At 71.5% G+C, this 25,176-nt stretch carries 23 protein-coding genes and 2 pseudogenes; 13 read left to right on the top strand and 12 right to left on the bottom strand.

Annotated elements, in window-relative coordinates:
• Nucleotides 1-205 precede the first annotated feature (205 nt).
• Entirely contained in the window at nt 206-715 is a 510-nt protein-coding gene (locus AQJ27_RS22795) for a flavin reductase family protein (RefSeq protein ID WP_067371746.1), read from the top strand.
• A 31-nt stretch (nt 716-746) separates the two neighbouring features.
• Here AQJ27_RS22795 and AQJ27_RS22790 read toward each other — a convergent pair.
• The 4 genes and pseudogenes from AQJ27_RS22790 to arfB form a co-directional block, all read right to left on the bottom strand.
• A pseudogene (locus AQJ27_RS22790) lies at nt 747-1,280 on the bottom strand (sigma factor-like helix-turn-helix DNA-binding protein); the annotation flags it as partial.
• A 255-nt stretch (nt 1,281-1,535) separates the two neighbouring features.
• A pseudogene (locus tag AQJ27_RS58745) lies at nt 1,536-1,880 on the bottom strand (sigma factor); the annotation flags it as partial.
• 180 nt (nt 1,881-2,060) lie between these two features.
• On the bottom strand, nt 2,061-2,348 hold the full coding sequence (locus AQJ27_RS22780; RefSeq protein ID WP_067371743.1) for a hypothetical protein: 288 nt from the start codon (nt 2,346-2,348) through the stop codon (nt 2,061-2,063).
• A gap of 159 nt (nt 2,349-2,507) precedes the next feature.
• Nucleotides 2,508-2,936, bottom strand: coding sequence for an alternative ribosome rescue aminoacyl-tRNA hydrolase ArfB (gene arfB, locus AQJ27_RS22775; protein WP_054235131.1), 429 nt, complete (start codon nt 2,934-2,936; stop codon nt 2,508-2,510).
• A gap of 204 nt (nt 2,937-3,140) precedes the next feature.
• Between arfB and AQJ27_RS22770 the strand changes: the two genes are divergently transcribed.
• The 4 genes from AQJ27_RS22770 (at nt 3,141) to AQJ27_RS22755 (ending at nt 6,012) form a co-directional block, all read left to right on the top strand.
• Entirely contained in the window at nt 3,141-3,716 is a 576-nt protein-coding gene (locus tag AQJ27_RS22770) for a TerD family protein (RefSeq protein WP_067371740.1), read from the top strand.
• A gap of 199 nt (nt 3,717-3,915) precedes the next feature.
• Nucleotides 3,916-4,563, top strand: a complete 648-nt coding sequence (locus tag AQJ27_RS22765) for an MPN domain-containing protein (RefSeq protein WP_067371737.1) — start codon at nt 3,916-3,918, stop codon at nt 4,561-4,563.
• Nucleotides 4,564-4,567: 4 nt separating this feature from the next.
• Entirely contained in the window at nt 4,568-5,389 is an 822-nt protein-coding gene (locus AQJ27_RS22760; RefSeq protein ID WP_067371733.1) for an SgcJ/EcaC family oxidoreductase, read from the top strand.
• Between the two features lie 104 nt (nt 5,390-5,493).
• Nucleotides 5,494-6,012 (top strand): GNAT family N-acetyltransferase, encoded by a 519-nt coding sequence (locus tag AQJ27_RS22755; protein WP_067371731.1) that lies wholly within the window; start codon nt 5,494-5,496, stop codon nt 6,010-6,012.
• Between the two features lies 1 nt (nt 6,013).
• On the opposite strand, the gene AQJ27_RS22750 is transcribed toward AQJ27_RS22755, so the two are convergent.
• Nucleotides 6,014-7,444: a M1 family metallopeptidase gene (locus AQJ27_RS22750; protein ID WP_067371728.1), complete on the bottom strand. Its 1,431-nt coding sequence runs from the start codon at nt 7,442-7,444 to the stop codon at nt 6,014-6,016.
• A gap of 163 nt (nt 7,445-7,607) precedes the next feature.
• Here AQJ27_RS22750 and AQJ27_RS22745 point away from each other — a divergent pair, with 163 nt between their 5' ends.
• Nucleotides 7,608-8,108 (top strand): hypothetical protein, encoded by a 501-nt coding sequence (locus tag AQJ27_RS22745; protein ID WP_067372420.1) that lies wholly within the window; start codon nt 7,608-7,610, stop codon nt 8,106-8,108.
• A gap of 58 nt (nt 8,109-8,166) precedes the next feature.
• On the opposite strand, the gene AQJ27_RS22740 is transcribed toward AQJ27_RS22745, so the two are convergent.
• The gene (locus tag AQJ27_RS22740; RefSeq protein ID WP_067371725.1) at nt 8,167-8,862 is read right to left on the bottom strand and encodes a pentapeptide repeat-containing protein; all 696 of its coding nucleotides are present in this window, start codon (nt 8,860-8,862) and stop codon (nt 8,167-8,169) included.
• A 138-nt stretch (nt 8,863-9,000) separates the two neighbouring features.
• On the opposite strand from AQJ27_RS22740, the gene AQJ27_RS22735 reads away from it, so the two are divergent.
• Entirely contained in the window at nt 9,001-9,981 is a 981-nt protein-coding gene (locus tag AQJ27_RS22735) for a zinc-binding dehydrogenase (RefSeq protein WP_067371722.1), read from the top strand.
• A 57-nt stretch (nt 9,982-10,038) separates the two neighbouring features.
• Nucleotides 10,039-11,547, top strand: coding sequence for an MFS transporter (locus AQJ27_RS22730; protein ID WP_079065163.1), 1,509 nt, complete (start codon nt 10,039-10,041; stop codon nt 11,545-11,547).
• On the opposite strand, the gene AQJ27_RS22725 is transcribed toward AQJ27_RS22730, so the two are convergent.
• From AQJ27_RS22725 to AQJ27_RS22715, 3 genes are read right to left on the bottom strand one after another with little or no spacing between them, the layout of a single operon-like run.
• Nucleotides 11,536-12,147: a GNAT family N-acetyltransferase gene (locus AQJ27_RS22725; protein WP_341866089.1), complete on the bottom strand. Its 612-nt coding sequence runs from the start codon at nt 12,145-12,147 to the stop codon at nt 11,536-11,538. The two genes, AQJ27_RS22730 and AQJ27_RS22725, sit on opposite strands and share 12 nt — an antisense overlap.
• Nucleotides 12,092-13,501 (bottom strand): NAD(P)/FAD-dependent oxidoreductase, encoded by a 1,410-nt coding sequence (locus AQJ27_RS22720; protein WP_067371713.1) that lies wholly within the window; start codon nt 13,499-13,501, stop codon nt 12,092-12,094. Before AQJ27_RS22720 ends, AQJ27_RS22725 begins: the two co-directional genes overlap by 56 nt.
• A gap of 10 nt (nt 13,502-13,511) precedes the next feature.
• Complete coding sequence (locus tag AQJ27_RS22715; protein WP_201264364.1) at nt 13,512-14,165, bottom strand: rhomboid-like protein; 654 nt, start codon at nt 14,163-14,165, stop codon at nt 13,512-13,514.
• Here AQJ27_RS22715 and AQJ27_RS22710 point away from each other — a divergent pair.
• Nucleotides 14,164-15,165: an aminoglycoside phosphotransferase family protein gene (locus AQJ27_RS22710; RefSeq protein WP_067371710.1), complete on the top strand. Its 1,002-nt coding sequence runs from the start codon at nt 14,164-14,166 to the stop codon at nt 15,163-15,165. The genes AQJ27_RS22715 and AQJ27_RS22710 overlap by 2 nt on opposite strands.
• An 18-nt stretch (nt 15,166-15,183) precedes the next feature.
• On the opposite strand, the gene AQJ27_RS22705 is transcribed toward AQJ27_RS22710, so the two are convergent.
• On the bottom strand, nt 15,184-16,947 hold the full coding sequence (locus AQJ27_RS22705) for an HEXXH motif domain-containing protein (protein ID WP_067371706.1): 1,764 nt from the start codon (nt 16,945-16,947) through the stop codon (nt 15,184-15,186).
• 11 nt (nt 16,948-16,958) lie between these two features.
• Nucleotides 16,959-17,129, bottom strand: a complete 171-nt coding sequence (locus AQJ27_RS56440; RefSeq protein ID WP_159064382.1) for a hypothetical protein — start codon at nt 17,127-17,129, stop codon at nt 16,959-16,961.
• A 195-nt stretch (nt 17,130-17,324) separates the two neighbouring features.
• Here AQJ27_RS56440 and AQJ27_RS22700 point away from each other — a divergent pair, with 195 nt between their 5' ends.
• From AQJ27_RS22700 to AQJ27_RS22685, 4 genes are all read left to right on the top strand, one after another.
• The gene (locus AQJ27_RS22700) at nt 17,325-17,627 is read left to right on the top strand and encodes a trypco2 family protein (protein ID WP_067371703.1); all 303 of its coding nucleotides are present in this window, start codon (nt 17,325-17,327) and stop codon (nt 17,625-17,627) included.
• A gap of 3 nt (nt 17,628-17,630) precedes the next feature.
• Nucleotides 17,631-18,746: an effector-associated domain 2-containing protein gene (locus AQJ27_RS22695; RefSeq protein WP_067371700.1), complete on the top strand. Its 1,116-nt coding sequence runs from the start codon at nt 17,631-17,633 to the stop codon at nt 18,744-18,746.
• 131 nt (nt 18,747-18,877) lie between these two features.
• Entirely contained in the window at nt 18,878-19,045 is a 168-nt protein-coding gene (locus AQJ27_RS22690; RefSeq protein WP_159055260.1) for a hypothetical protein, read from the top strand.
• A gap of 17 nt (nt 19,046-19,062) precedes the next feature.
• Nucleotides 19,063-20,883, top strand: coding sequence for an HEXXH motif domain-containing protein (locus tag AQJ27_RS22685; RefSeq protein WP_067371697.1), 1,821 nt, complete (start codon nt 19,063-19,065; stop codon nt 20,881-20,883).
• 32 nt (nt 20,884-20,915) lie between these two features.
• Here the strand turns inward: AQJ27_RS22685 and fxsT are convergent, their stop codons facing one another.
• Nucleotides 20,916-24,806 carry an FxSxx-COOH system tetratricopeptide repeat protein gene (gene fxsT / locus AQJ27_RS22680; RefSeq protein ID WP_107120687.1) on the bottom strand — a complete coding sequence of 1,297 codons (3,891 nt, stop codon included), beginning with the start codon at nt 24,804-24,806 and terminating at the stop codon, nt 20,916-20,918.
• Between the last annotated feature and the right edge of the window lie 370 nt (nt 24,807-25,176).

Below are 25,176 nucleotides of genomic sequence, written 5' to 3'. Positions count from 1 at the left end.
GCTTATTTGGACGCTGTGTAGACACTGTGAGCAGTTGTGTCCGTCCCGAGACCTAGGACCCGGCTCAGGACCAGACTTAGGACCAGACTTAGGACCCGGCTCGGACCGAGGCCCGATGTGGCTCCCCGGGGTCGGAGACTAGCGTTTCGGCGTGCTGAACACTCCCTCTGCCGCTCCACTCACCCCCTCCGTGCATGCTGAGGGGGTGAGTAACGACGAGTTCCGTGCCGCCATGTCCCTGCTGGCCGCGGGTGTGGTCCTGGTGAGCGCGCACGAGCCCGCGCTGGACCCGGAAGGCCCCGGCGGCGAGGACGTCGGCATGACGGCGACGGCCTTCCTGTCCGTCTCCCTGGACCCGCCACTCGTCATGGTCAGCCTGCGCGAGGGCTCCCGCATGGACGATCTGCTCGACGAACAGCCCCTGTGGGCCGTCTCCGTGCTCTCCGAGAGCCAGCGCCACATCGCGGGCCGCTTCGCCATGAAGGGCCGCATCAGCGACCGCCTGCTCTTCGAGGACATCCCGTACGTCCGTGGCGAGGCGTCCGGGGCACTCCTGGTGGGCGGCGCCCTGGCGACCCTGGAGTGCCGCACCGAGCAGCGGGTCGCCGCCGGTGACCACACCCTCGTCATCGGGCGGGTGCTGACCGCGTCGGTACCGAGCGGGGACGGCGGACCGCTGCTGTACTTCAAGGGGCGCTACCGGCAGTTGGGCTGACGCCCTTTCGACGCGGCCGGGGAGCCGGGGGCTACCGGTCGAGGACGGTGACGTCCAGCCCGGTCAGCCGCTCCGGGTCGTTGAGGATGTCGATGACGGCGATCCTGCCGTGCACGACCGTGAAGGCGAGGACACCGACGGGGCGTCCCTCCACGACCACGACCACGCCCGCGGCGCCGTTGACGAGCGCGGGCCGCGCGATCCGGGCCAGGTGCGCGTACCCGCTCGCCCCCGAGGCCACGGCGATCGCACCGGCCGTCACCCCGGCCTCGCTGCGGGCCACCACGTCCGGGTCGAGCACGGCGACGAGCGCGTCGAAGTCGCCCTCACGCGCCGCCGCGAGGAACGCGTCCACGACCGCCCGCTGCCGCGCCAGGTCGGGATCGGGCACGGGCGCCCCGCCCTGGACCCTGCGCCGGGCCCGGCTGGCGAGCTGACGGGACGCCGCCGACGTACGGCCCACGAGGGGCGCGATCTCCTCGAAGGGCACCGCGAACAGGTCGTGCAGCACGAAGGCGAGCCGTTCGGCGGGCGTCAGCGTCTCCAGTACGACCAACAGGGCTAGGTCCTGTCGTCACATTCCCGTCGTCCGCCCGGAGGGCGGGCCCTGCGGCGTCATGGGGGTCCCCCCTGCTCGAGCGGAGTCGAGAGCTTGGGGGAGCGTGCTCTCGGCGTGCCGGGCACAGGCCCTCGTACTGGATGTACTTGGGTCTGTGCCCGGTGCGGCGAAGGGGGTCCCTCCCTGTTCGAGCGAAGCCGAGAACTTGGGGGCGCGTGCATGGCGTCGCGGGGCAGACGGGAATGTGACGACAGGGCCTAGGCCCACCGAGTCGGCGAGCAGCGCCTCCTGTTCGGGGTCGATGCCCGAGACGGGGCTGAGCACCGGCTCCGGCATCCGGACACCGGGCCCCTCCGCCTGGGGGCCGAGCGGCTCCTCACCGCGGCTTCGGCGGGAGCGCAGCATGTCGAGACAGACCCGGCCGACGACGGTCGTCAGCCAGCCGCCGAGGTTGTCGACCCGGTCGGCGTCGACGCGACTGAGCTTGAGCCAGGCCTCCTGGACGGCGTCGTCGGCCTCCGAGAGGGAGCCGAGCATGCGATAGGCGACGGCGCGGAGGTGACCGCGGTGGGATTCGAATCGCGCGGCAAGAAATTCGTTCGCGTTCGCGCCGTCCTTCGCGTTCTCGGCCTTCTTCGCGTTCGCGTTCTTCGCATTCTTGTCGTCATTCCCGTTCTCTCCGGGAAATTCGCTGTCGCTCATACGTCGCATCTCCTGGTCGCCACCGCGGTCCGGCACGGACTTGCCCGTCATGGCATTGACGGACCGCGGCCCCCTGATGTGACGTCACGTCTCCGGGACGGCGCTCAGTCGCAGTCGGCTGCCGTCCCCGGAGCGCTCCACTTCGACCTCGTTCACGGAATCGTCCGCGAAGCGGAGGGTGAAGTACGGACTGGCCTCGATCAGGAACTGCATGTCCTCACGCGCGCCACTGTCCAGCGGCGCGGAGACGACGGCGTCCCACGCACGGGCGTCGGGCACGGCGGCCTGCCGCAACCGGACGGGGATCCGCGCCAGGCAGGTCGATCGATTGGCCCACCACTCCAGGTGCGCCCTGTCCTCGTATCCGTCCATTCCATGAGATTAGCGACAACTCGGCACAAAGGCCTGTCGCCTCATACCCACGCAGTGGCCGACACGCCCACGGAAGACACACCCACGGAAGACACGCGGGTGCCTCGGGTGCCTCGCGTGCCTCGGGTGCTTCAGGTGCCGCGGGTGCCTCGGGTGCTCCTAGCCCCAGTCACGTCCGGAGCGGCCCCGCTTGGTGTCGGAGCGCTGCTTCTTCTCGCGCAGCCGCCGCTCGTTGATCCCCCGGGGGATGCGGGTGGCCCGGCGGGGCTTGGGCGGTGGCGCGGTGGCCTCGGCAAGCAGGGAGGCGAGCCGTACGGCCGCGGTCTCCCGGTTGCGCCACTGCGACCGGTGCTCGGACGCGCGGACGCCGATGACGCCGTCGACGAGCCGCCCGGCGAGCTTGGCGAGGGCGCGCTCCTTCCAGACCGGGGGCAGCGCCTCGGTCTTCGCGAGGTCGAACCTCAGCTCGACCTGCGAGTCACTGGTGTTGACGTGCTGCCCGCCGGGCCCGCTGGAGCGGGAGAAACGCCACAGGAGCTCGGCCTCGGGGAGGGAGACGGAGCCGCGGATGACGTAAGGACCAGGCATGGGTCCATGGTCGCGTGGATGTCCGGTCCACGTCACCCCGTTTTCGCCGTCAGGAATCCGCCAAGAGGGTAAAGAAAGTAAAGAGGGCAGGAACCTTCGACACCCCTCTTGGCGTTCTTAGGTGTAGCTGTAGCTTCGTGCCCGTACGAAGCCCATACGTACGGGCACAGCGCACGTACGCAACGAGGGAAGGGACTCCCAACAATGGCTGTAAGCCTGTCCAAGGGTGGCAACGTCTCGCTCACCAAGGAGGCTCCGGGCCTGACCGCCGTCACCGTGGGCCTCGGCTGGGACGTCCGCACCACCACGGGCACCGACTTCGACCTCGACGCCTCGGCCATCGCGGTCAACCCCCAGGGCAAGGTCTACTCCGACGGTCACTTCGTCTTCTTCAACAACAAGCAGACCCCGGACCAGACCATCGTCCACACCGGCGACAACCGCACGGGCGAGGGCGCGGGCGACGACGAGGCGATCAACGTCAACCTGGCGGGCCTCCCCGCCGACGTCGACAAGATCGTCTTCCCGGTCTCGATCTACGACGCGGAGAACCGCTCGCAGAACTTCGGCCAGGTCCGCAACGCCTACATCCGCATCATCAACCAGGCCGGCGGCGCCGAGATCGCTCGCTACGACCTGAGCGAGGACGCCGCCACCGAGACCGCCATGGTCTTCGGCGAGCTGTACCGCAACGGCGCGGAGTGGAAGTTCCGCGCTGTCGGCCAGGGCTACGCCTCGGGCCTCGTGGGCATCGCCCAGGACTTCGGCGTCAACGTCTGATCCGTTCAAGGCGGTTGAAGGAGCCCCTGGCCCGGGACACCGGACCAGGGGCTCCTAGCGTTCCCGCCGTCCACACCCCGCTCCCTGCCTCCGTAGGGATATCCCCACGTTCCGAGCAAGGTACTGAAACCTTCAAGCATTCACCTCTAGGCTCTCGGGCGTCCCGCTCACCCCCCACGGGAAACGGAGCTCCCACCTCATGTCCCACTCCCTGTCCGACTTATCGGACGAGCACTGTACGAACGACAGCGCTCCCCCCACCGTCCTGATGGACAACCAGGCGCTCGACGACTTCCTCACCGCCGCGGTCACCGAGTACCAGCTCATCACCCCCCGCACCCCCCTCCCCTGCTTCGCCCTCCTCCTGGGCAACGCCGGCCGGGGCACCCTCCACATCGAACGCGTGGCCTTCGGCCGCAACGCCCGCACCTCGGACCCGGCCGCCCGCCTCGAGTTCAGCGAGACGATCGTGCCCCGCTTCGGACCGGCCTACGAGAACGAGCACCGCGCCTGGTGGATCGACTCCCGGGACCTCCTCAAGGCCTCCAAGGAAGCGGACGCCCTGGGCCTGGAACTGCTGGGCTCCATCCACATGCACCCCGACTGGCACCGCCTGGGGCCGCCGCAGGAACGCGCCGTCGTTCTCAGCGAGCGCCCCACCCCCATGGACCGCCATGTCTTCGGGCAGACGGCCTGGCCGATCAACATCATCTGCTACCTGGAGCGCCGGGCCGACGCGTTCTACCACGCGCTCGCGGCCTGGGCCCCGCCCCCGGCCGAACACCTCGACGGCGACTGCACCGAACTCCCCCTGCGCGTCCGTACGAGCACCGCGGTAGGTGTCTGACGTCATGACGACCGCCGAAACGCACGCGATCCACGCCCTGTGGAAAACGATGGCCCGCGCCTGGGCATCGGCCGACGCCGCGCTCTTCGCCTCCGTCTTCTCCCCGGACTGCGACTTCACCACCGTGCGGGGGGACAAACCGCCGGGCCGGGCGGGCATCGCGGCCGGCCACGACCGTCTGTTCCGCACCCAGTACGCCTCGACGCGCCTGGACGCGAGGATCGTCGCGGTCCGTCACCTGCGCCCCGGCCTGGCGACGGTCGAGGCCGAGTCGACGATCCTCACCGCCGCGGGCGCGCCCCTGGTGAAGACACACGCCTTGGCCATGGCGGAGCGGACCGCCACCGGGGACTGGCACCTCACCGCGTTCCACAACATGATCCCGGCGATCCCGAAGGAGACAGCCGCCGTGCCGCAGCCCACCGAGTCCGAACAGGCCCGTCCGAGGCTCCGCCACCTGGCGATCGTCGCCAAGGACCCGGAGAGACTGGCCGCCTTCTACACCTCGGTCTTCTCGATGGAACTCTTCCACCGGGACCCCGACGGCAGTTGCTTCCTCTCCGACGGCTACCTCTCCCTGGCCCTCATCAAGCACCGCCTCGACGGCGACACCCCGCTCGGCATGAACCACTTCGGCTTCCACATCTCCGACACGGAAGCCACCTCGGCGGCGCTGGTCGAAGCGGGCACGGACAAGCCCGCCGAACGCTTCACCGACCGCCCCTTCGCCGAGTACCGGGCCATGGACCCGGAGGGCAACTGGTTCGACCTCTCCGCACACGGATTCGGCGGCCCCCGACCCCCGTCCACCCCTGACGAGACCTGACCGTCCCCGCTCCTCCCCACCCGTGCCCGGCCACCACCGGGCACGGGACCGACCGGCCGGCCTGCACCAGGTGACGACGGGACCGATTGGCTAGCCTGCACCGCGTGATTCTCGAAGCCCTCGTACCCGGCCACGACATCCCCGTCGCCGTCCTCACCGAACTCACCTCCCTCTACGCCTCCCAGCACGAGTTCTTCTCCCTCAGCGGGGACTTCCCCGACGCCCACGACATCCGGCCGGAGCAGGTCGCGGCGGCGCTCACCGAGGAGATGGCACATCCGGGGGCCGAGGTGCTGCTCGCGCGGAGCGCGGGGCGGCTCGTCGGGGTCGCGATCACCCTCGCGCACCACCCCGACCCCACCGATCCGGATCCGTGGATCGGACTGCTGATCGTGGACGCGCGGGAGCGGCGGAAGGGGTACGGGCGTGAACTCGCGGCACTCGTCGAGGAGCGGTTCCGCCGCACCGGCCGAGACGCCACCCGCCTCGCCGTCCTCGACAACAACCCCCAGGGCCTGGCCTTCTGGACCACCCTCGGCTACGAGACCATCGGACACCGCGAGGACCGCCAACTGGGCCGCCCCTGCGCGGTACTGCGCAAAGCGCTGAACGGGAGGACCTGAGTCACGCCCGGGGCGGCTTGCCCTCTCCGTACAGCCAGTCCTTCCAGATGCCGCTGAAGTCCTTGTCCGGGGCCTTCTTCTCGACGTAGGCCGTGAAGTCGGCCGTGGACACGTTGGCGTGGCGGTGGGTGGCGGCCCAGCCCTGGATGATGTCGTAGAACGTGTCGTCGCCGACGGTCCGGCGGATCTTGTGCAGGACCATCGCGCCACGGTCGTAGACGGGCGGGTCGGAGATGTGGGCCGCGCTGGAGGGCTTGGCGGGCGGGAAGGCCCAGACCGCCTTGTTCTTCTCGGGGGTGCCGTAGTAGTCGCCCCGGTAGAGGGAGTTGAAGATCTCGTCGGCGCTCTCGCCGTCGTGGTCCTCCTGGTACAGCCACTCCGCGTACGTGGCGAAGCCCTCGTTGAGCCACATGTCCTGCCAGGACTTGGGCGTGACGGAGTCGCCGTACCACTGGTGGGCCAGTTCGTGGACGAGGATGCCGGTGTCCGGGGCGCCGGGGAAGACGGGGCGGGTCTGGGTCTCCAGGGCGTAGCCCGCGTCGTCGCCGCGGTCCACGATCGCGCCCGTCGAGGAGAAGGGGTACGGGCCGAAGTTGTACGCCTCCCACTCCATGATCTCGGGGATCTCGGACAGCACCTTCTTCGCGGCCGCGGTCTGCGTCGGGTCCACCGCCACGTACACGGGCAGGCCGTTCTTCGTCGTCGAGCGCATGATGACGTACCGGCCGATCGCGACCGTGGCGACATAGCTCGCCATCGGTTCGGCGGTGTGCCAGGTGAAGGTCCTGCGGCCGTCGGCCGCCGTCGTCTCGCTCGTCAACTCACCGTTGGAGACCGCCTGCAGGTCCTTCGGGACGGTGACGGCGATGTCGTACGTCGCCTTGTCGGAGGGGTGGTGGTTGCCGGGGAACCAGGCCATCGAGCCGGTGGGTTCACCCAGGGCGAGAGCACCGTCGGCGGTGCGCAGCCAGCCCTCCTGCGAGCCGTCCCGGTCGGTGAGCGTCTCAGGGGTGCCCGAGTAGCGGACCGTCGCGCGGAACGTCTCGCCCTTGTCGAGGTCGGTGTGCGGGCGCACGGTCAGCTCCTGGCCCGCCCGGTTCCAGCGGGCCTCCTTGCCCTCGACGGTGACGGCGGCGACGTCCATGCCCTTCAGATCCAGGTCGAAGGCGCTGAGGTTCTGGGTGGCCCGGGCGGTGATCTCGGCGGTGCCGTCGAGGTGGTGCGCCTTGGGGTCGTAGGAGAGGGTCAGGGCGTAGTGCGTGACGTCGTAGCCACCATTGCCCATCTTCGGGAAGTACGGATCCCGGACCCCGGTGGCCCCGGGCTTGCCGTGCACACCACCACCGCCGCCGCACGCGGTGAGGGTGAGCGCGAGAGCGAGGGCGAGGGCCGGGGCCGGAGCAAAGCGGACGGCGAGGGAAGATCGGGGCACACCAGCGATCCTACGAGGCCCCGGCAACCCCACCCGGGCCACGCACCCCGCCGAGGGCCCGGCCGGTGGGGCCGGGTCGCGCCCGCGCGGCGGAGCCGCATTGTCACAGCCCCGCGCCCCGGAGCCGTGTCCCCTCCCCCAGGCCCATGACACCATCACCTACGTGCTCGACATCGGCTACGCCCTCTCCAACCGCTTCCCGGACCCCCCGCAGACCGACTACCGCCGCGCGGACGTCCACGCGCTGCGGCACGACCTGTTCTGCGGTGACGTCTATCTCGCCGACGCCAAGGCGGACCGGGAGCTGTCCACAGCCTGGGGATGGGTGCCGGTGCTCGACTTCGCGTGGGCCCTGTGCGACATCGTGGAGCAGCTCGACCGGGACCCGCGCGGCAGCCGGGCCTCGCGCCCCCAGCACGCGGAGCTCGACTTCACCGAGTCGACGGACCGCATGCTCTTCGAGCGGCGCTTCGGCTGGGTGGACATCGAGGCCGACTGGATGCCGGGCGACGAGGAGCCGCTGACCTTCTCCCACTCCGCACTGCGCCGCGAGGCCCGCGACTTCCTGCACGACCTGATCGCCGACCTCACGGACCTGCACGACGACCTCGCCGAGAACCCGGCGATCTGGACCCTCCAGGCCCGCTTCCCCCGCGTGGACTGAGAGCGTTCCCCCGGACCGAGCGGGACCGAGTCGCTCCGTCCAGTCCCGTACCCCCGGCCTACTCTGCCGGTCCCCCGTCCACCCGCACCCCCAGCGCCGCGGCGAACACGGGCGCCAGGTCGAGCAACTGGCTCGGACTGATCACCGCCCCCGCCAGCCGGTCCACGCCCCGCGCGATGTCCAGCTCCGCCGCGTGGCGCAGGTCCACGTCCGTCAGGGTGGCCGCGGTCAGGTCCGCCCCCTTCAGGACGCAGTCCACGAACTCCACGCGCTCCAGCCGGGCGGCCCCGAAATCCGGCTCGACCAGCACGCATCCCTCGAAGACGACGTCCTTGAGCCGGGCCTTGCGCAGGTTCAGATAGTCGATCTTGCCGCCGCGGATCAGGACCCGCTCCAGCACCGCCCCGTGCAACTGCACCCCGCCCAGGCGGGCGTCCACCAACTCGACGTCGCGCAAGGTCGACTCGGCGAGATCGGTGCCCACGCCCCGTATGCCCGTCAGGACCGAGTCGAGCAGGCGCGCGTGGCGCAGTCGCGTCTCGTCCAGCGCGCACCCCGTCAGGGCGCAGTCCATGAAGGTCGCGCCCGCGCCGTCCTGCCCGGCGAAGTCCGCCTCCCGGAACTCCAGCCCGTCATAGTCCCCGTCCGGCTCCAGCTCGGAGCCGTCATGGGGTTCCAGCGGCGGCAGCCGCACCTCCGGCCGCCGCGCCCCCTGGCCCCGCCCGCCCGCCCTGCCCGCCGCTTTGCGCACCATGCCCCCCATCCTGCACTCCGCCACTGACAACGCCCCCGACCCGCGCCTGCGACCACGCACACCCCGCACCCGCGCCTTGACCTCGAGCGCGCTTGAGGCTGAACGCTGAGCCGCACCACGTCAGCGAGGGAGACCGTCATGCACGCCATCCGCCTGCACACCTTCGGCCCGGCCGAGAACCTCACCTACGAGAAGACCGAGGATCCCGAGCCGGGCCCGGGGCAGGTCCGTATCGCCGTGGCCGCGGCCGGTGTCCACCTCCTGGACGCCGCCCTGCGCGCGGGCGCCCGGGGCCCGGCGCCCGCCCCCACCCCGCTGCCCACGATCCCCGGCCGTGAGGTCGCCGGCACCGTCGAGTCCCTCGGCGCGGGCGTCGAAGGCCACTGGCTCGGCAGGCGCGTCGTCGCCCACCTCGGGTTCGCCCCCGGGGGCTACGCCGAACTGGCCGTCACCGACGTCGACCGCCTGCACGAGATCCCGGAGAACCTGGACTTCGCCCAGGCCGTCGCCATGATCGGCACGGGCCGTACGACGATGGGAATCCTCCAGTTCGCCGAGCTGGGCCCCGGCTCCGTGGCCCTGATCCCCGCCGCCGCGGGCGGTATCGGCACCCTGCTCGTGCAGTACGCCCGGCACACCGGTGCCACCGTGATCGGTCTCGCGGGCGGCCCGGAGAAGGTGGCCCTCGTCCACGAGAACGGCGCCGACCTGGCCGTCGACTACAAGGACGGCGGCTGGCCGGACCGCGTCCGCGCCCATCTGGACGGGAAGCCGGTCACCGTCGTCTTCGACGGCGTCGGCGGTGACGTCGCCCGCGCCGCCGTCGGCCTGCTCGGCCCCGGCGGGAAACACCTCGTCTTCGGCTGGTCCGGCGAGGGCATCCAGAACGGCGGCCCGCTGCTCGTGGAGGGGGTGTCCGAGCAGGTCCTCGGCCCCGTGATGCTGCGCGCGGCGGGCGGTCCCGACCCCGTCCGCACACTGGAGCTGAGGGCCCTCGCCGAAGCCGCCGCGGGCCGCCTCACCCCGGCCGTGACCCGGTTCCCGCTGGCCGCGGCGGCCGGGGCCCACCGGGCCCTGGAGACCCGCGCCACCCTCGGAAAGGTGGTTCTGGAGCCATGAATCGGGATCACCATCCGGAAAGATGCGATACATACCAATTCATGGTCTTCTGGGCAAGTGAGCCGCACCCGATCAGGTGAACGCGGCGCCCCTGGAACCCCCGAAGGCGCCGACTCCCGCCGCTGGTGGGGCCTGGTGGTCATCGCCCTCGCGCAGCTGATGGTCGTCCTCGACGCGACCATAGTGAACATCGCGCTTCCCTCCGCACAGCGCGCTCTGGGCATGTCCGACGGCAACCGGCAGTGGGTCATCACCGCGTACACACTGGCCTTCGGCGGCCTCCTGCTGCTCGGCGGCCGGATCGCGGACCTCGTCGGCCGCAGACGCACCTTCGTCTTCGGCCTCATCGGCTTCGCGACCGCCTCCGCGATCGGCGGCGCGGCAGCCAACTCCGTCATGCTCTACGGCGCCCGCGCCCTCCAAGGCGCCTTCGCCGCCGTCCTGGCCCCCTCCGCGCTCAGCCTGCTGACCACCACCTTCACCCAGCCGAAGGAGCGCGGAAAGGCCTTCGGTGTCTACAGCGCCCTCGCGGGCAGCGGCTCGGCGATCGGACTCATCATGGGCGGGCTGCTGACCGAGTACCTGAACTGGCGCTGGTGCCTGTACGTCAACATCCCCATAGCCGTCGTCGGGGTCTTCGGCGCGTTCGCCCTGTTGCCCGACCCCCCGGGCAACGCCCGCGCCCGGCTCGACATCCCCGGTGCGCTGCTCGGCTGCGGCGGACTGGTCACGATCGTCTACGGAGTCAGCGAGGCGGAGGCGCGCGGCTGGACGGACCCGCTGGTACTGGCCCTCCTCGCGGGCGGAGTCGCGCTGCTGACCGCGTTCGTGTACTGGCAGACGAGGGCCCCGAGCCCGCTGCTCCCGCTCCACATCATCAAGGACCGCACGCGCGCGGGCTGCTTCCTGACCATGGCCCTCGCCGTCATCGGCATGTTCGGCATTTTCCTGTTCATGACCTACTACCTGCAGGTCGTCCTCGGATACTCGCCCGTGTGGGCCGGCCTGGCCTTCCTGCCCATGACGGCCGCGATCGTCTTCTGTACGACGCAGATCTCGGCGCGGCTGCTGCGCCGCGTGGCACCGCGCGTGCTGATGGTCCCCGGAGCACTCCTCGCGGCCTCCGGGATGCTGTTCTTCACCCACCTCACGGTCGACGCCGACTACGCGGGCCGGCTGCTGCCCGGTCTGATCCTGATGGGCCTCGGCATGGGCCTGATCTTCATGCCGGTCTTCGCCACCGCCACCGCCGGGGTCGCCCCACAGGACTCCGGCGTGACCTCCGCGACCGTCAACACCTCACAGCAGGTGGGCGGTTCGATCGGTACGGCCCTGCTGAACACCATCGCCACCACCAGCGGCGCGGTGTACATCGCCGCGCACCTCACCAACCCCTCCCGGAAGGCCCTGATCGTCCGCGAGGGCGTCGTGCACGGCTACACGGTCGCCATCTGGTGGGCCGCCGGAATCATGCTCCTGGCCGGTCTGGTCGCGGGCCTCATGGTCACCGCGAGAACCCCCAGAAACGCGACCGCACCGGCCCCCGTGCCCGAGTCAGTCCCCTGAACCCAGCTCCCGCAGCGCCCCGTCCGTCAGCCGGTACGCCGTCCACTCGTCCTGCGGACGCGCGCCCAACGCCTCGTAGAACTCGATGGAAGGCCGGTTCCAGTTCAGGACCGACCACTCCAGACGCTCGTACCCGCGTTCGACGCAGATCCGTGCCAGCTCGGTGAGCAGCGCCTTCCCGTGCCCGCCGCCGCGCGCCCCGGGCCGGACGTACAGATCCTCCAGGTAGATCCCGTGCACCCCGCGCCAGGTCGAGAAGTTCAGGAACCACAGCGCGAAGCCGACCGGTTCCCCCGCCTCCTCCGCGAGATGCGCGAACGCGGCCGGCCGCTCCCCGAACAGCGCCTCGTGCAGCTGCTGCCGGGAGGCCTTCGCCTCGTCCGGCGCCTTCTCGTACTCGGCGAGTTCACGGACCATCGCGTGGATGACGGGGATGTCGTCGGGGGTCGCGGTGCGAATCATGGGCGCAGTTTCACACGCACGTGAAGGACCTCTCGTCGAGGCACAAGGACCTCTCGTGGAGGGACCGAGGTCCGCCCGGTGGTCAGTGCCGGCCTGCGACGCGGTCCGCCATCCGTGCGAGCCGCGACGACTGCGCACTGTGTGTGGTGAGTTCGCGGCGGTCTGCCGTGCGGTAGGTGGCGTACATGCCCTGCACGCCCAGCCAGCGAAACGGCTCCGGCTCCCACTTGCGGACCTTGTGGTCGACCCACGGGAGGGCGGTCAGGTCGGTGGGTCCCGCCTGGCCCGAGTCCTGCTGGATCAGGTCCCGCAGGGTGCGCCCGGCGAGATTCGTCGTCGCGACCCCGGATCCCACGTAGCCGCCCGCCCAGCCGAGGCCGGTGGAGCGGTCCAGGGTGACGGTGGCGCACCAGTCGCGGGGGACGCCCAGGACGCCCGACCAGGCGTGCGCCACCCGTACGCCGGCCAGCGAGGGGAAGAAGCGGACCAGGATCTCGTGGAGGGCGTCGATGGTCGCCTGCTGGGTGCGGCCGTCGTTGTCGGTGCGCGAGCCGAAGCGGTACGGGACGCCCCGGCCGCCGAGCGCGATGCGGTCGTCGGCGGTGCGCTGGGCGTACATGTAGGCGTGCGCCATGTCGCCGAGCGTCTCGCGGCCCTCCCAGCCGATCGTCGCCCACTGCTCGGGGGTCAGCCGCTCGGTCGCGATCATGGAGGAGTTCATGGGCAGCCAGGTGCGCTTCTGGCCCTTCAGAGAGGCCGTGAAGCCTTCCGTGCAGCGCAGGACGTAGGGGGCGCGCACCGTGCCGTACGGCGTGACCGCGTGCTTCGGGCGGATCTCCGTGACCGGCGTCTTCTCGTGGATCGTGACGCCGAGCGCCTCGGCCGCCGCCGCCAGCCCCTTGATGAGCTTCACCGGGTGCAGACGCGCCCCGTGCGGGGTCCAGGTCGAGCCGACCGCGTCCGCGACCCGGACGCGCTCGACGGTCTCCCGGGCGCCGTAGAGCTCGCGGTCCTTCTCGCCGTAGGAGAGCTCGTGCTCGTGGAAGGCCTTCAGGCGGGCCAGCTGGGCGGGCGTGTAGGCCACTTCGAGGACGCCGCCCTGGTGGACGTCCGCCTCGATGCCCTCTTCGGCGGTGACCCGGACGACCTCGTCGACCGTCTCGTTCATCGCCTTCTGGAGACGGACCGCCGCCTCGTGGCCGTGCAGCTTGGCGTACCGGTCCCGGCCCGCGATGCCGTTGTAGAGCCAGCCGCCGTTGCGCCCGGAGGCGCCGTAGCCGCAGAACTTCTGCTCCAGGACGGTGACGCGCAGGAAGGGGGCCGCCTTCTTGAGGTAGTACGCGGTCCACAGGCCCGTGTAGCCGCCGCCGACGATCACGACGTCGGCGGTCGCGTCGCCCGACAGGGGCTCGCGGGGCTCGGGCAGACCGTCGTCCGCGTACCAGAAGGAGATGCCGCCGTTGGTCGTGCCGCTTCCCGTGCTGCTGCTCATGGGCGGGACGTTAACCCCTGAGGGTGGCCAGTGTCTCCTTCGGATTCCATGCTTTTCCGCGGCCTCTGACCAGCGGATAGCAGCAGAGACCTATCAGGATCGATATGAAATGCCCGAAATCGGTGAAGGTGCGGCCGGTGAGCAGCGGCAGGCCGTAGACCGCGAGGATGACCGCCAGATAGAGGTACCGCCACGGCACCGCGACGCGGTACGTGAGGACCCCGATGACGCCCGCCAGCGCGTAGCTCACGCCGATGTCCAGGGTGTCGACCGCCGAGTGCGGCGCCGCCCCGCGCCGGATCGCGCCCAGCAGCGCTCCCTCGCTGATCAGCGTCGCCAGGACGTGCGCGGCCACCGCGACCGCCAGCCAGCGCAGGGTGCCCAGCCAGCGCTCCGCCTGGGCGTGGAAAGCGGTGAACAGGACGGCGTACGGCAGCCAGAGACCGCCGTCGATCCACATCGCACTGGTGATCAGTACCCGTACGGGGTTGTCCGACAGCTCGTGGATGTTCGTGGACCGCTGGCGCAGGAAGTCCTCTTCGAAATCCGGAGTCATGTGGTGCAGAGCCACTGTGGTGACGAAGAGGATCGCCAGCCACACGTAGGTGCCGGGGGCACTGCGTAGGTAGCTCCCGGCGCGGTGCAGGGCCCCGTCAATGCGCATGGGCCTCCTCACCGCCGCGCATAGGCTCGGCTCTGTGATCGACGTTCCGGTGGGTCTGGCCGCCTCCCAGGCCAAGTACAACGGAGCGGCGGGGCGCGCCTTCGTCGCAGGGCTGCCCGCGCGGGCCGCGCACTTCCTGGAGCGCTGGGAGCTGCGCCTCGACGGCCCCTCCATGCACGGTGTCACGGCGCTGGTCCTGCCGGTGCTGCGGGCCGACGGCACCCCGGCCGTGCTCAAGCTCCAGCTCCTGGACGAGGAGAGCGCGGGTGAGCCGGCCGCCCTGCGTGTCTGGGACGGTGGCGCGGCCGTACGCCTGCTCGTCCACGACGAGGCCACCTGCACCCTGCTGCTCGAACGGCTCGACCACACCCGCAGGTTGACGCACCTCCCCGACACACGCGAGGCCGCCCTGGTCGTCGCGCGGCTGCTGGCCCGGTTGACGGCCGTGCCGGCGCCGGAGGGGATGCGGCGGCTCGGTGACATCGCGGAGGCCATGCTGGAGCGGGTGCCGGGGGCCCTGAAGCTGATCGCGGACCCGGCCGAGCGTCGTCTCGTCGAGGACTGCGCGGCGGCGGTGCGCGAGGTGGCGACCGAGCCGGGTGACCGTCTCCTCCACTGGGACCTCCATTACGACAACGTCCTTCAGGACCTCCGAGACCTCCAGGACCTCCAAGACATCCAGGACCCCGACGGTCTCCAGGACGGGGACGCCCGCTCAGTCGGCCGCGGGCCCTGGGTCGCCATTGACCCCAAGCCGCTCGCGGGCGACCCCGGCTTCGACCTCTGCCCGGCGCTCGGCAACCGCTTCGAGCCCGCCGAGATCCGCTGGCGCTTCGACGCGATGACCGACGTCATGGGCCTGGATCGCGAGCGGGCCCGTGCCTGGACCCTCGGTCGTGTTCTACAGAACACTCTGTGGGACATCGAGGACGGCCGCCCGCTGGAGGCGGTCCAGCTGGAGATCGCGCGTCGACTGCGGGGCGCCCCGCGCGGAGCCTAGGCCCTGTCGTCCTTCGGCTCAGGCCCCGTTCGCGAGGGCGCGTCCCAGTGCCAGCGGATCGGCCTGTCCGTTCAGTTCGCCGTGCAGTGCCATCGCCAGTTCGGGGCGGGCCAGCAGACCGTCTGCCGCCGGGTCTCCGGCGGCCCGTGCCGCGAGGCCGAGCCCCACCCAGGTCTCGGGGTCGCCGTCGCCCCGGTCGATGCGCGCACGGAACGCGCCCAGGGCCTCGGCGGTGCGGCCTTCCACCAGCGCGATGTCCTCGAGGCGCGCGCCGGCGACCACCGCGCCGGGGTCTTCCCGCAGCGCCGCGAAGCCCGCGGGGTCCGCCAGCAGCCATCGCAGCAGCACGGCCCGGGTGTCGATGCCCCGCGCCGGACTTCCGGGGACGGGCACGGGTTCGGGCTCGTCCGTCGTCCTGGGCAGCGGGTTTCCCTCGGCCCAGGCCGACGCGTGGGCGCGGAGTGTCCCCGGCGCGGGCCGCAGATGGCAGGCGCGCCAGGTGGCACGGTGGTCGGCGACCGCCAGAGCGGCGGCGGCCCGGGCCCGCGCGTCGACCGGTTCGTCCAGCCAGGGCTCGATGCGCCGCGTCAGCTCGGCCACCAGCCGCCGCCCCAGGTCGTTGAGCCCGTCCGCCGAGCCGACGGCGCGCAGCGCGTACGCGGTCTGGCTGCGCCACAGCGCGAACTCGAACTGTCCGAGGGCGTGGCCGCGCCGCCGCCAGAACGCGGTGACGCCGAAGAAGGCGTACACGCCCTGGAGCAGCCCGCCCAGGGGACGGGGGTCGTCGCGCCAGGGGGCGTAGTGGAGCCGGGTGCCCTGGTCGTCGTACAGGGTGAACAGGTGCATGAACGCGCTGAGCTTGTTGTGCTGGAACTCGTGCACCAGCGTCGAGGCGAACTGCTCGGCGTCGTCCGGGGCCGATGCCAGGGCGGTGCCGAAGGCGTCGCCCGAGGACGCGCTGTGCGGCCGGAACCTCTCGGCGCGCGGACGGGGCACCACCGACACCAGCCCGCCGGCCAGCGCCTCGGCCACCTCGGTGTCGGCGCGCCGCAGGATGTCCCAGGCGGGGCCGAACAGTTCCTGCCACTCGGCGGCGGAGTCGATCGGTTCCACCCCGGCCGGTCCGCGCAGGTCGCGGTAGGGGTCGGTGTCGTCGAGAAGCAGGGTGCAGCCGTCGGCGCGCAGCTCGGTCAGGGCATGCCAGTCCGGCCCCCCGAGTGGGCGCCCGGCGATCCGCACGGATCCCGCGGAGGCGCTGACCTCGGCCACGTCCCAGTCCGCCCGGCCGGGCACCCGCATCGCCCCGAGCGCGGGCAGGACCACCCAGCCGTGGCGGACCGGGACGTCGGTACGGAACTCCAGGCCGACGCGGACGGCCGCGGCGGCGGCGATCGCGTGGAGGTGCCCGGTGTCCACCCAGAGGGGTGCGTCGTCCTGGGCCGTCCCGCGCAGCCGGCGCAGCGTGTGCGCCGCCCACACGCCCACGGCCGGATACGCCAGCAGGTCTTCCACCGTCTCCTTGGACACGGCCCAGGCGCGCGACAGCAGCTTCCAGCCGTCCGGCGAAGGGGGCAGGGGGCCGACCGGTGCCGTCGCGGCCGAGTCCAGCAGGGCCCGGACGACGAGCAGCCGCCAGCTCCGCTCGCTCACCCGCAGACGGTCCACCGTCGCGGGGCCGCCCCCACCGCACAGCAGTTCGTCGAACGACTGCGACGGCAGGACATGGGGCAGGGCGTGTGACAGAACGTGGGGCAGGGCGTGGGACCGGGCCGTCTGACGCACCTCTCGCGCCGCTACGCGTCGCGCTGCGGGTTGTAGCCGCCGAGGCTGCTCGCGGGGTCGTCGATACGGCTGAGCAGTCGGCGCATGGAGCCCTGCGCGGGCGGCAGGTCCAGCTGGGGCCAGGCGTCCAGCGGAACGTCGCTGAGGTCGATCAGCTCGGACTCGACTCCGGACTTCTCCATGGCGGCGCCCCTGTGACAGTGAGGTGATGCGAACAATGCCTTAGATATCACTGAATATGGCGTTTCCAGGGATTTCAGGCTACTTGGGTGACCCTATTGCATCAAAGCCGTCACGCAGGGCCACAGCGCGGAATCGGCCCGGATCGAGTGACGGAAGGGCGGTGGGAGCACGGGCGGTGCGGGTAGAGAGCGGGTGTGATTGAACTCGCTGAACTGATCGAGGAGTTGCGCAGGGAACTGACCGTGGCCCGGACGGCCGCGGAGGGGGAGGATCTGTACTTCGAGGTGGGTCCGGTGGAGCTGGAGGCGGCCGTGGTCGTGGAGCGGTCGGCGACGGCGGGCGGCAAGATCCGTTTCTGGGTGGTCGAGGCGGGCGCGGACGGGCGCGTGGCGGACAGCGTCACGCACCGGGTGAAGCTGACCCTCGACCCGCGCACCCACAGCGGCGGCGGACGGGCCCCGTGGGTGGGCGGGACCGAGGCCGAAGGGGAGCGCTGAGGCGTGGCGGCACAGGATCCGCGCCTCGGACTGGATCCGGTCCGGGTGGCGGAGGTGATGGTGCGGCCGACCTCGGGGCGGGGTCCCGGGCGGCGCGGTTCCGGCTATCGGGTGGGTCCCTGGTGGGTGCTCACGGCCGCACACGTCGTCCGTGACGCGACAACGGGAACCACCCTCGTACGGTTCGAGGCCGACCGCGCCGACGAGTGGACCGTGGCCGCCCGGGTGGTACTGGCCTCCGACAGCGCCGACGTGGCACTCCTGGAGCTCGAAGGACCCGCGCCGTACGGCGTCCAGGTGGCGGGGATCGAAGCACCCTCGTACGGGGCCGTGGCCGACGCGGACCTCGTGCTGCCGTGCAGCGCCATGGGCTTCCCCCGGTTCAAGCTGCGCTCGGACCGGGGGCGACGGCTCGACGACGGCTCGCCGTCCCAGTACCGCGACTCCTGTCACGCGACGGGCATGACCTCGGTGCTGTCCAACCGCCGCGAGGGCACGCTCGAACTCGCCGTCACCCCGCCCGAGTCGGACGCCGAGCCGGACCGGTCGCCCTGGGAGGGCATGTCGGGCGCGGCGGTCTGGCACGACGACGCGATCGTCGGCCTGGTCAGCGCGCACCACCGCACGGACGGCCTCGGCCGCCTCGCCGCCGTCCGCGTGGACCGCTGGTACGAGCTGTTGACCAGGTCCGAACTGGCCCTGCTGCACAAGTACGCCGGCCTTCCCGCGTCGGCTCCCGAGCTGCCCCGCTTCCCGTCCGTACCGGCCGGCACCGCGGGCCCGGTCAGCCTGGCGGAGCTCCGCGACGACCTGCCGCTGCGCGAACTCGAGGGCCTGGTGAGCGCGTTGACGGCACTGCCCACGGTGAGCGACCGCACCACCCTGGCCCTGGTCCTGGGCGGCATCAACCCGGCCGTCGCGGCCATGAGTCCGAGGACACCGGCACTGAGACCGGACGTGTTCGGGATCCTGCGGACCTGCCTTCGCTACCCGGGGACCCTGGACCAACTCCTGGAAGCGATACGGTTGGTGGAGGGCGACTCCGCCGGGGTGGCCCGCATGGACGAAGAGGCGGTGGAGTTGTCCCGGCGCCACCGTCGAGCCGATGAGAGCCGCTGACCTGATATCGCGCCGCCCCGCGGGCGCGGGGTTTCATCCTCCGCGCAGCGGGCCATTATCAGGAGGATGTGAGCAGCCCGCATCCACAAACACAGCCGGGGGGAAGGGGTTTGGCCGTCATGGAGCCGTCTGTGGCCGCCGTCGAGTCCAGCCTGGTCGATCTCGCGGGGGTATCTCTTGAAACGCTGCGCTCCATTGACCGCCGAGTTCTCGCCGCGTCGCTGGAGGAGCTGCAGCAACGCATCGACCTGCCGCAGGCCAGTGTCAGCGACTTCAACCCCGCGGAGCGTTTCGACTGACGACGCCAGGGCCGCCCATGAGTGCTGAGCCGTCCCCGCCCCATCATCACCTGCCTGCCGCCGCGCTGGCCGAGCTGGCCCGTGGCGAAGGCGATCCGGCCACCTTGGACCTCCTGCTCGAAGCCGAACGCAGCCGCCGTCTGCTGCTGTTGCGGATGCTCGACGACGCCATGGACACCGGTCCCGCCTGGGACCTCCTCAGCGAGGCGCAGCAACGTTCGCCCTCCGTCGTCGACGAACTGCTGATGTATCCGCAGACAGGAATGTGGCTGGCCACCGCGTTACGTCGGCTGCGCGGGTCGATTCCGCAGGACGAGCCGCCGCTGTGGGTGGTGCTCGGCCATTTCTCGGCGCTCGCCGCCGTGGCGGCGCTACGCGCGGAGCTGGACTTCAGCATCGAGGTCCCGGTTCGGCACGGCCGGGTGCCGCTGCCGACCCTCGGCTGTGCGGTACTGCCGACGACCGAGCCGTGGACGACGGCCACCGTGCGCGCCGAGGGCGGACGCGCGGTGGTGGAGACGGCCGACGCCACGATCGCCGTACCGCCCGCGCCCGGGTCGGCCGGACCGGGGTGGCACCAGGTGCGCAGACTCGCGGTCGGCCCCGCCGGGCGACAGCTCGACGTGGCACTGGACGACCTGGACCCGTATCGCACGTATCCGCAGCCGACCGAGCCGCGCCCGCTGTCCGAGGAGGCGGTGACGCAGTGGCGGCAGGAGCTGGAGCGGGCCTGGAGGGTGCTGCTGCGGGAACTGCCCGGGACGGCCGAGGCCATGCGGCGGGGGGTGTTCTCGCTGACTCCGACCCCGGCAAGGGAAAGGTTTCGGCCGCGCAGCGTGACGTCCGGGGACGCCTTCGGCGGCATCGAGGCCTCCGAACCCGACGACGCCGTTCAGCTCGCGGTCACACTCGTGCACGAGTTCCAGCACACCAAACTGGGCGGCCTCCTGCACCTGACACCTCTGCTGACCGACAGTGCCGACGCGAGTACGGAGCTGTGGTACGCGCCCTGGCGCGACGACCCCCGACCTCTCGACGGGCTGCTCCAGGGCATCTACGCGTTCGTGGGGATAGCCCGCTTCTGGCGCGCCCACCGGGAAGAGGCCGACGCCCAGCAGGCCATCGCGCACTTCGAGTTCGCACTGTGGCGGACCCATGTGGCCACGGCGCTGGAACAGGTCCACCGCCATCCGCGCCGCACACCGCTCGGCGCCGCCCTGCTGGACACCCTGCGCGGCCACTGCGCGCAGTGGCTCAAGGAGCCGGTTCCCGAGGAGCAACTGGCCCTGGCCCGGCTGTGTGCCGCCGACCACGTCGCCCGCTGGCGGGTCCACCACCTGCGGCCCCCCGCGCCCGCGGTGGAGGAGGCCGTACGCGCCTGGCTGGCCGGGGCGAGCGGACCGCCCGCCGCCCTGGCGGCCGAGCCCGACCTCGTCCCCGACCTGTCCGCACGCTGGCTGGACAGCATGGCCATGCTCGCCCGCCACCACCTCAGCACCACTCCCGACGAACGACCGCCGTCCGAAGACCCCGAGAAGGCCGCGGCCCACGTCACCGGAGCCCTGCCCGGCGACGCACTGCTGGCGGCGGGAGACCCCACGGCGGCCCAGCACGCCTACCGGGCCCACCTGGCCGTCGAACCCGAGCGGGCAGGCGCCTGGGCGGGCCTCGGGCACGCCCTGAAGGCGGCGGGCACGGAACCCGCGGCGGCCCACCTGCTCTGCCACTGGCCCGAGCGGGCACGGACGGTCCACCACGCCGTGTTACGCGCTACCGGTACCGCACCGGACCCCGTCCGCCTGGCCGCCTGGCTCGCCTCACCCACGGGTTCGCGGTAGCCACCGGCGGTCGCGCGGCCTTGACCCTCACCTCACAACGGCATCGGGTCGATGTCGCAGTTGGCCCGCTTCATCGCCCGGGTCTGCAGCGTCGCCGGGTGCGGCGCGGGCTCGGCGGAGCGCAGCCGGGGCCCGTCGAGGACCCGCTCCATCCGCTCCAGTGTGGCCGCGTGCAATGCCGCGCCCTCCGATTCCTGGCCGACGGCGATGAGGTCGAGGGAGAGATTGGCCGCGCACACCAATGTGGTGGGGTGGTCCTCGCCCAGTCGCTCCCGGCACAGCTCCACCGTCTTCTCGCCAAGTTGGCGGGCCTCGGCCGACTGTCCCTGCGCGCTCAAGTCGCTCGCCAGGTTGATGGCACAGGCAAGCGCGATCGGATGGCCCGCCCCGAGGCGTTCGGTCAGCGACTCCAGCGCCTTCTCGTCCAGCAGCTTGGCCTCCTGCACCCGGCCCAACAGCCGCAACGTCACAGCGAGGTCGATGTCGGCCGCCAGGACGTGCGGGTGGTCGGCCTGGAACAGCCTGCGGTAGCGCTCGCGCGCCTTCTCCCCGCGGTCGCGGGCCGCCTCCAGCTCACCGTTGTGCCGCAGCGCCACCGACAGGGCGAGGGATGCGGTCAGGGACTCGGGGTGCGTGTCGCCGTACCGACGGGTGAACTGGTCGAACGCCTCGCGTGCCAGGACCAGCGCGGTGACCGGGTCGCCCTCCTTGCGGGACGCCTCACTGAGCTGGCGCACGGTACCCAGCGTCGAGGGGTTGCCGGCCCCGAAGACCGCGCGGAAACCGTCGACGACCGCCTGCTGCAGGGACCGCGCGCCGACGTAGTCGCCGGTCTCCCGCACGTCGACGGCGATGCTCGCCTCGGTGATCAGCGACTGCTGGTGGTCACGTCCGAACAGCCGGGCCTTCAGGGCGTGCGTGTGCTGGTCCAGTTCCAGCGCGCGCTGGAACTCGCCGACCAGCCGCAGGCTCACCCCGAGGTTGTGGGCCCTGTCCAGCGTGGTGGGATCGTCCTCGCCGAAGGCACGGCGGGCCCGGTCGTAGGCCGCCTCGTCCAGCTCGGCCCCGGCGGCGAAGTCCCCCTGGACGCGTCGCACGGCGGCTTCCAGGTTCAGCGTCTCCAGCGCGTCCTCACGGGTGTCCTCCCGGTCCGCGGGCGCGGTGCGGGCGTAGACGTCCTTGAGCTGGGCGACGAGCTGCGAGGCATCGTCGTAACGGCCCACCTTGAGATAGACGAAGCTCAGCCACCATGCCATCAGCCGCGTCTGCTGGTCCTCCTCGCCGAACAGCTGCCGCCAGGTCTGCCAGGCCTGCTCCATGAACTCGCGCGCGACCTTGTGGTCCCCCCAGTACCACAGGTACTTGGCGACGTTCATCACGAGCTCGCGCACCCACGGCTGGTCGGACTCGACGGCGCCCGAGGCGATGACATGGCCGTAGAGCTCGGCGTAGCGCGGCCAGTTGGCCGACTGGTTGGGTCCCTTGGGGTCGGAGGCCGCCAGAAGGGTGTGCGCCCCACTGCGCATGCGCTGCTGTTCCTCGGGGGCCATGCGGTTGATCAGCACGGCCTGGACCAGGCGGTGCATCTCGATCGAGTTGGTCCGGTGATCGATGCGGGCGAGGGAGTAGCGGTTGATCTCCCGGATGGCGCGGGCGAGCCGCATCGGGTCGTTGAGGGCCCGGTCGAGTTCGGGTTCGATCCTGGAACCGCCGAGGCCGGAGAAGATCGAACGGGAGATGGGGTCCGGCGCGAAGTACGAGCACAGCTGGAGCAGCCGCAGGGCGGCGAGGCTGCGTGTCTCCAGGTGGTCCAGGGAGACGTTCCACGCGGCCGCGACCGGAAGCTGGTAGTCCGGGGGCGGGGAGACCTCGAGGAGTTCACTGCGCTTGTCCTCGAACAGGCGCAGGTACTCCGACACCGGCATCCCGGTCTCCGCACGCCATGCGGCGGCCTGTTCCAGGGCGAGGGGGAGGTCACCGAGGGCCTCGGCGAGGCGGTCCGCCTCGGCATCGTCGAGGTCCCCGGGGGACCCCGAGCGGCGCAGCAGCTCCTTGCTTTCCTCCCGGGTGAAGACGTCGACCTCCAGGGAGGGGCCGACGACGCTCCAGCGCCGGTTGCGCGAGGTGACGAGGATGGTGCCGCTGCCACCGGTGGGGAAGTAGTCACGGACGCGCTCGGGACTGTCGGCGTTGTCGAAAATCAGCAGCCAGCGGGAGTACGGCCGCCCCTCGCGCAGCGCCTCGCGCACCGCGGGACCGGCGATGTTGGCCTCGGGGCTGGTGCCGAGGCCGAGCCGCTGGGCGAGTTCCACCAGGGACTGGCCGATCTGGCCGGGGCGCTCGGCGGGGATCCACCAGACGACGTCGTACTCGGACTGGTGCCGGTAGGCGTACTCGATCGCCATCTGGGTCTTGCCGACACCGCCCATGCCGTGGATGGCCTCGGGCAGCACGGTGGTCGTGCCTTCCTGAAGGCGCTCCCGCAGTCGTTCCAGAAGGTCCACGCGGCCGGTGAAGTTCGGATTGCGCGGGGGGATGTTCCCCCAGATGCGCGGCTGCGTCGAGCGCGCGCGCTCCACCGCGGGCTGCTGCGTGGTCGCCATGGTCGTGGCTCCTTCTGAAGTTGTCTCGGGCCCCCTCGGGGCGTGTGCGGCATCCCGGTGGGCCCGGGTGGCGGGGTCCTGATGCCGCGTGTGGGTACGTGCGTCCTTGCCCAGGTTGACCGTGTTCTGCCGGTCGTACGCGCGCAGCGCCCGCGCGAGACGCTCGGCCTGGGGCAGGAAGCGTCCGGACAGGGCGCGCAGCGCGGCCAGTTCGATGCGCAGGAACGCCACGTTCCGGGGGGTCACGGGCGACAGGCCGGTCGTCTCGAGAACTTCGTCCGCGGCGGGCAGCAACGGTTCGGACCCCTCCGGGACCGCCATCAGCACCCGTACGTCGTGCAGCACGCGGATGGTGTCCCGGCGGCGGGCCAGCGCCAGTAACTCCTGGCGGATGTTCGGGCCGAAGGTGAAAACCACGTCGGCCGCGCGCTCGGCATCCGCACCCGCGGGCCGCACCAGACCGCTCATCAGCAGCTCGGTGAGGTGGGCGGGTCCGGCACCCGGCACCGAGGCCGTCAGGGCGCTCATGACGGGCAGCGTCAGAGGAGCCGCCGCGAGGCGGGTGGCGAGCGCGAACGCGGTGGGCGAGGCGGCGGCCCTGAACTCCGACACGCGCTCCCACGGGGGTACGGCGCTGGCGGGGTCGGGCACGTCGTCGACCCAGGGCACGGCACGCGCGGCGTCCGGCCGCCGCTTCCAGTCACGGGCCCGCACGCCCGACATCTCCACGCCCTCGGAGGCCCGGCCCGTCACCAGGTCGACCCAGCCGGTGAGGGAGTGACCGGTCCGCTCCAGGACCGGGACGGGCACCACGCCGGCCCGTGCCGCTCTGTCGTCGTCCACGGGTTCGAGGGGCGAGGTGCGCAGTTCCCAGCGCAGGGACTCGTTGGGCGCCCAGGGGCGCGCGGAGCCCAGGCGCATGCGGTAGACGTCCAAGCCGGTACGGAACCAGAGCCGTTGGGGCAGCAGATGCAGGACCGCGATCGGCTCGGAGCGGCCCAGTTCACGCAGCAGCGGCAGCACCGCGTCCGAACGCCAGCCCGCGGCCAGCCCGTCGGTCAGCACCAGCACCACCCGGTGTTCGCCCACGGGCGGGGGAAGGTGCTCCAGCCGGATCCGGCCCGGCTCGGTGTCGTCCGAACTCAGCAGCCGTAAGCGGGTGATCGGGCCCAGTGACTCCTGGCGGGCGAGTTCGTCGGCCAGTCGGGTGACCGTCTCGTCCCAGACCCGCATGGTCACGTAGTCGTCGACCACGAGCAGTACGTCCGGGCGATCCGCGGAAGAAGCCTGCCCGAGGCCACGCAGAGCGTGCGACAGCACGCCGAGTGACGCATCGTCAGACGGTGATGCCGATGGTGGTCGTGGACCGTCGTCACACTGCATAAGCGCCCTCAGAACGTCCGGTCATGCCCGACGACGGAGGGAGCACCGAGGAGGAGTCCCGCAGTCCGCGGGCATGCGTGACATCCACGTGCCAAGCCTGGCAGTGGTCTGCTTGCGGTGCAACATGGCAGGCCACAGGAGACGGCAGAAGGGTCCGAAAGTCAATCGCCGGATGGTACTTGCCCCCTGTGGACAGCCGGTGGCTCTGTCTCGTCAATAGCGTGACAGTCGGCGATGGCGTGTGCAAGACCGTGGGGTGTCCGCCTCCGCTCGCCGGTCGGAGGCCCGTCCCGGGCCGTCGGGGCAT

The sequence above is a fragment of the Streptomyces olivochromogenes genome (assembly GCF_001514115.1).
Taxonomy (GTDB): Bacteria; Actinomycetota; Actinomycetes; order Streptomycetales; family Streptomycetaceae; genus Streptomyces; species Streptomyces olivochromogenes.
The sequence above is the reverse complement of the archived record's forward strand: the minus strand, read 5'-3'. Positions and strand labels throughout refer to the sequence as shown.

What these genes read in the sequence shown, in the direction of transcription:
- AQJ27_RS22780 (WP_067371743.1), bottom strand. Translation starts at nt 2,348, where the DNA reads ATGGACGGATACGAGGACAGGGCGCACCTGGAGTGGTGGGCCAATCGA.
- AQJ27_RS22715 (WP_201264364.1), bottom strand. Translation starts at nt 14,165, where the DNA reads ATGCGCATTGACGGGGCCCTGCACCGCGCCGGGAGCTACCTACGCAGT.
- AQJ27_RS22760 (WP_067371733.1), top strand. Translation starts at nt 4,568, where the DNA reads ATGACGACCGCCGAAACGCACGCGATCCACGCCCTGTGGAAAACGATG.
- AQJ27_RS22740 (WP_067371725.1), bottom strand. Translation starts at nt 8,862, where the DNA reads ATGGTGCGCAAAGCGGCGGGCAGGGCGGGCGGGCGGGGCCAGGGGGCG.
- AQJ27_RS56440 (WP_159064382.1), bottom strand. Translation starts at nt 17,129, where the DNA reads ATGGAGAAGTCCGGAGTCGAGTCCGAGCTGATCGACCTCAGCGACGTT.
- AQJ27_RS22710 (WP_067371710.1), top strand. Translation starts at nt 14,164, where the DNA reads ATGGGCCTCCTCACCGCCGCGCATAGGCTCGGCTCTGTGATCGACGTT.
- AQJ27_RS22770 (WP_067371740.1), top strand. Translation starts at nt 3,141, where the DNA reads ATGGCTGTAAGCCTGTCCAAGGGTGGCAACGTCTCGCTCACCAAGGAG.
- AQJ27_RS22720 (WP_067371713.1), bottom strand. Translation starts at nt 13,501, where the DNA reads ATGAGCAGCAGCACGGGAAGCGGCACGACCAACGGCGGCATCTCCTTC.
- AQJ27_RS22685 (WP_067371697.1), top strand. Translation starts at nt 19,063, where the DNA reads ATGAGTGCTGAGCCGTCCCCGCCCCATCATCACCTGCCTGCCGCCGCG.
- arfB (WP_054235131.1), bottom strand. Translation starts at nt 2,936, where the DNA reads ATGCCTGGTCCTTACGTCATCCGCGGCTCCGTCTCCCTCCCCGAGGCC.
- AQJ27_RS22765 (WP_067371737.1), top strand. Translation starts at nt 3,916, where the DNA reads ATGTCCCACTCCCTGTCCGACTTATCGGACGAGCACTGTACGAACGAC.
- AQJ27_RS22735 (WP_067371722.1), top strand. Translation starts at nt 9,001, where the DNA reads ATGCACGCCATCCGCCTGCACACCTTCGGCCCGGCCGAGAACCTCACC.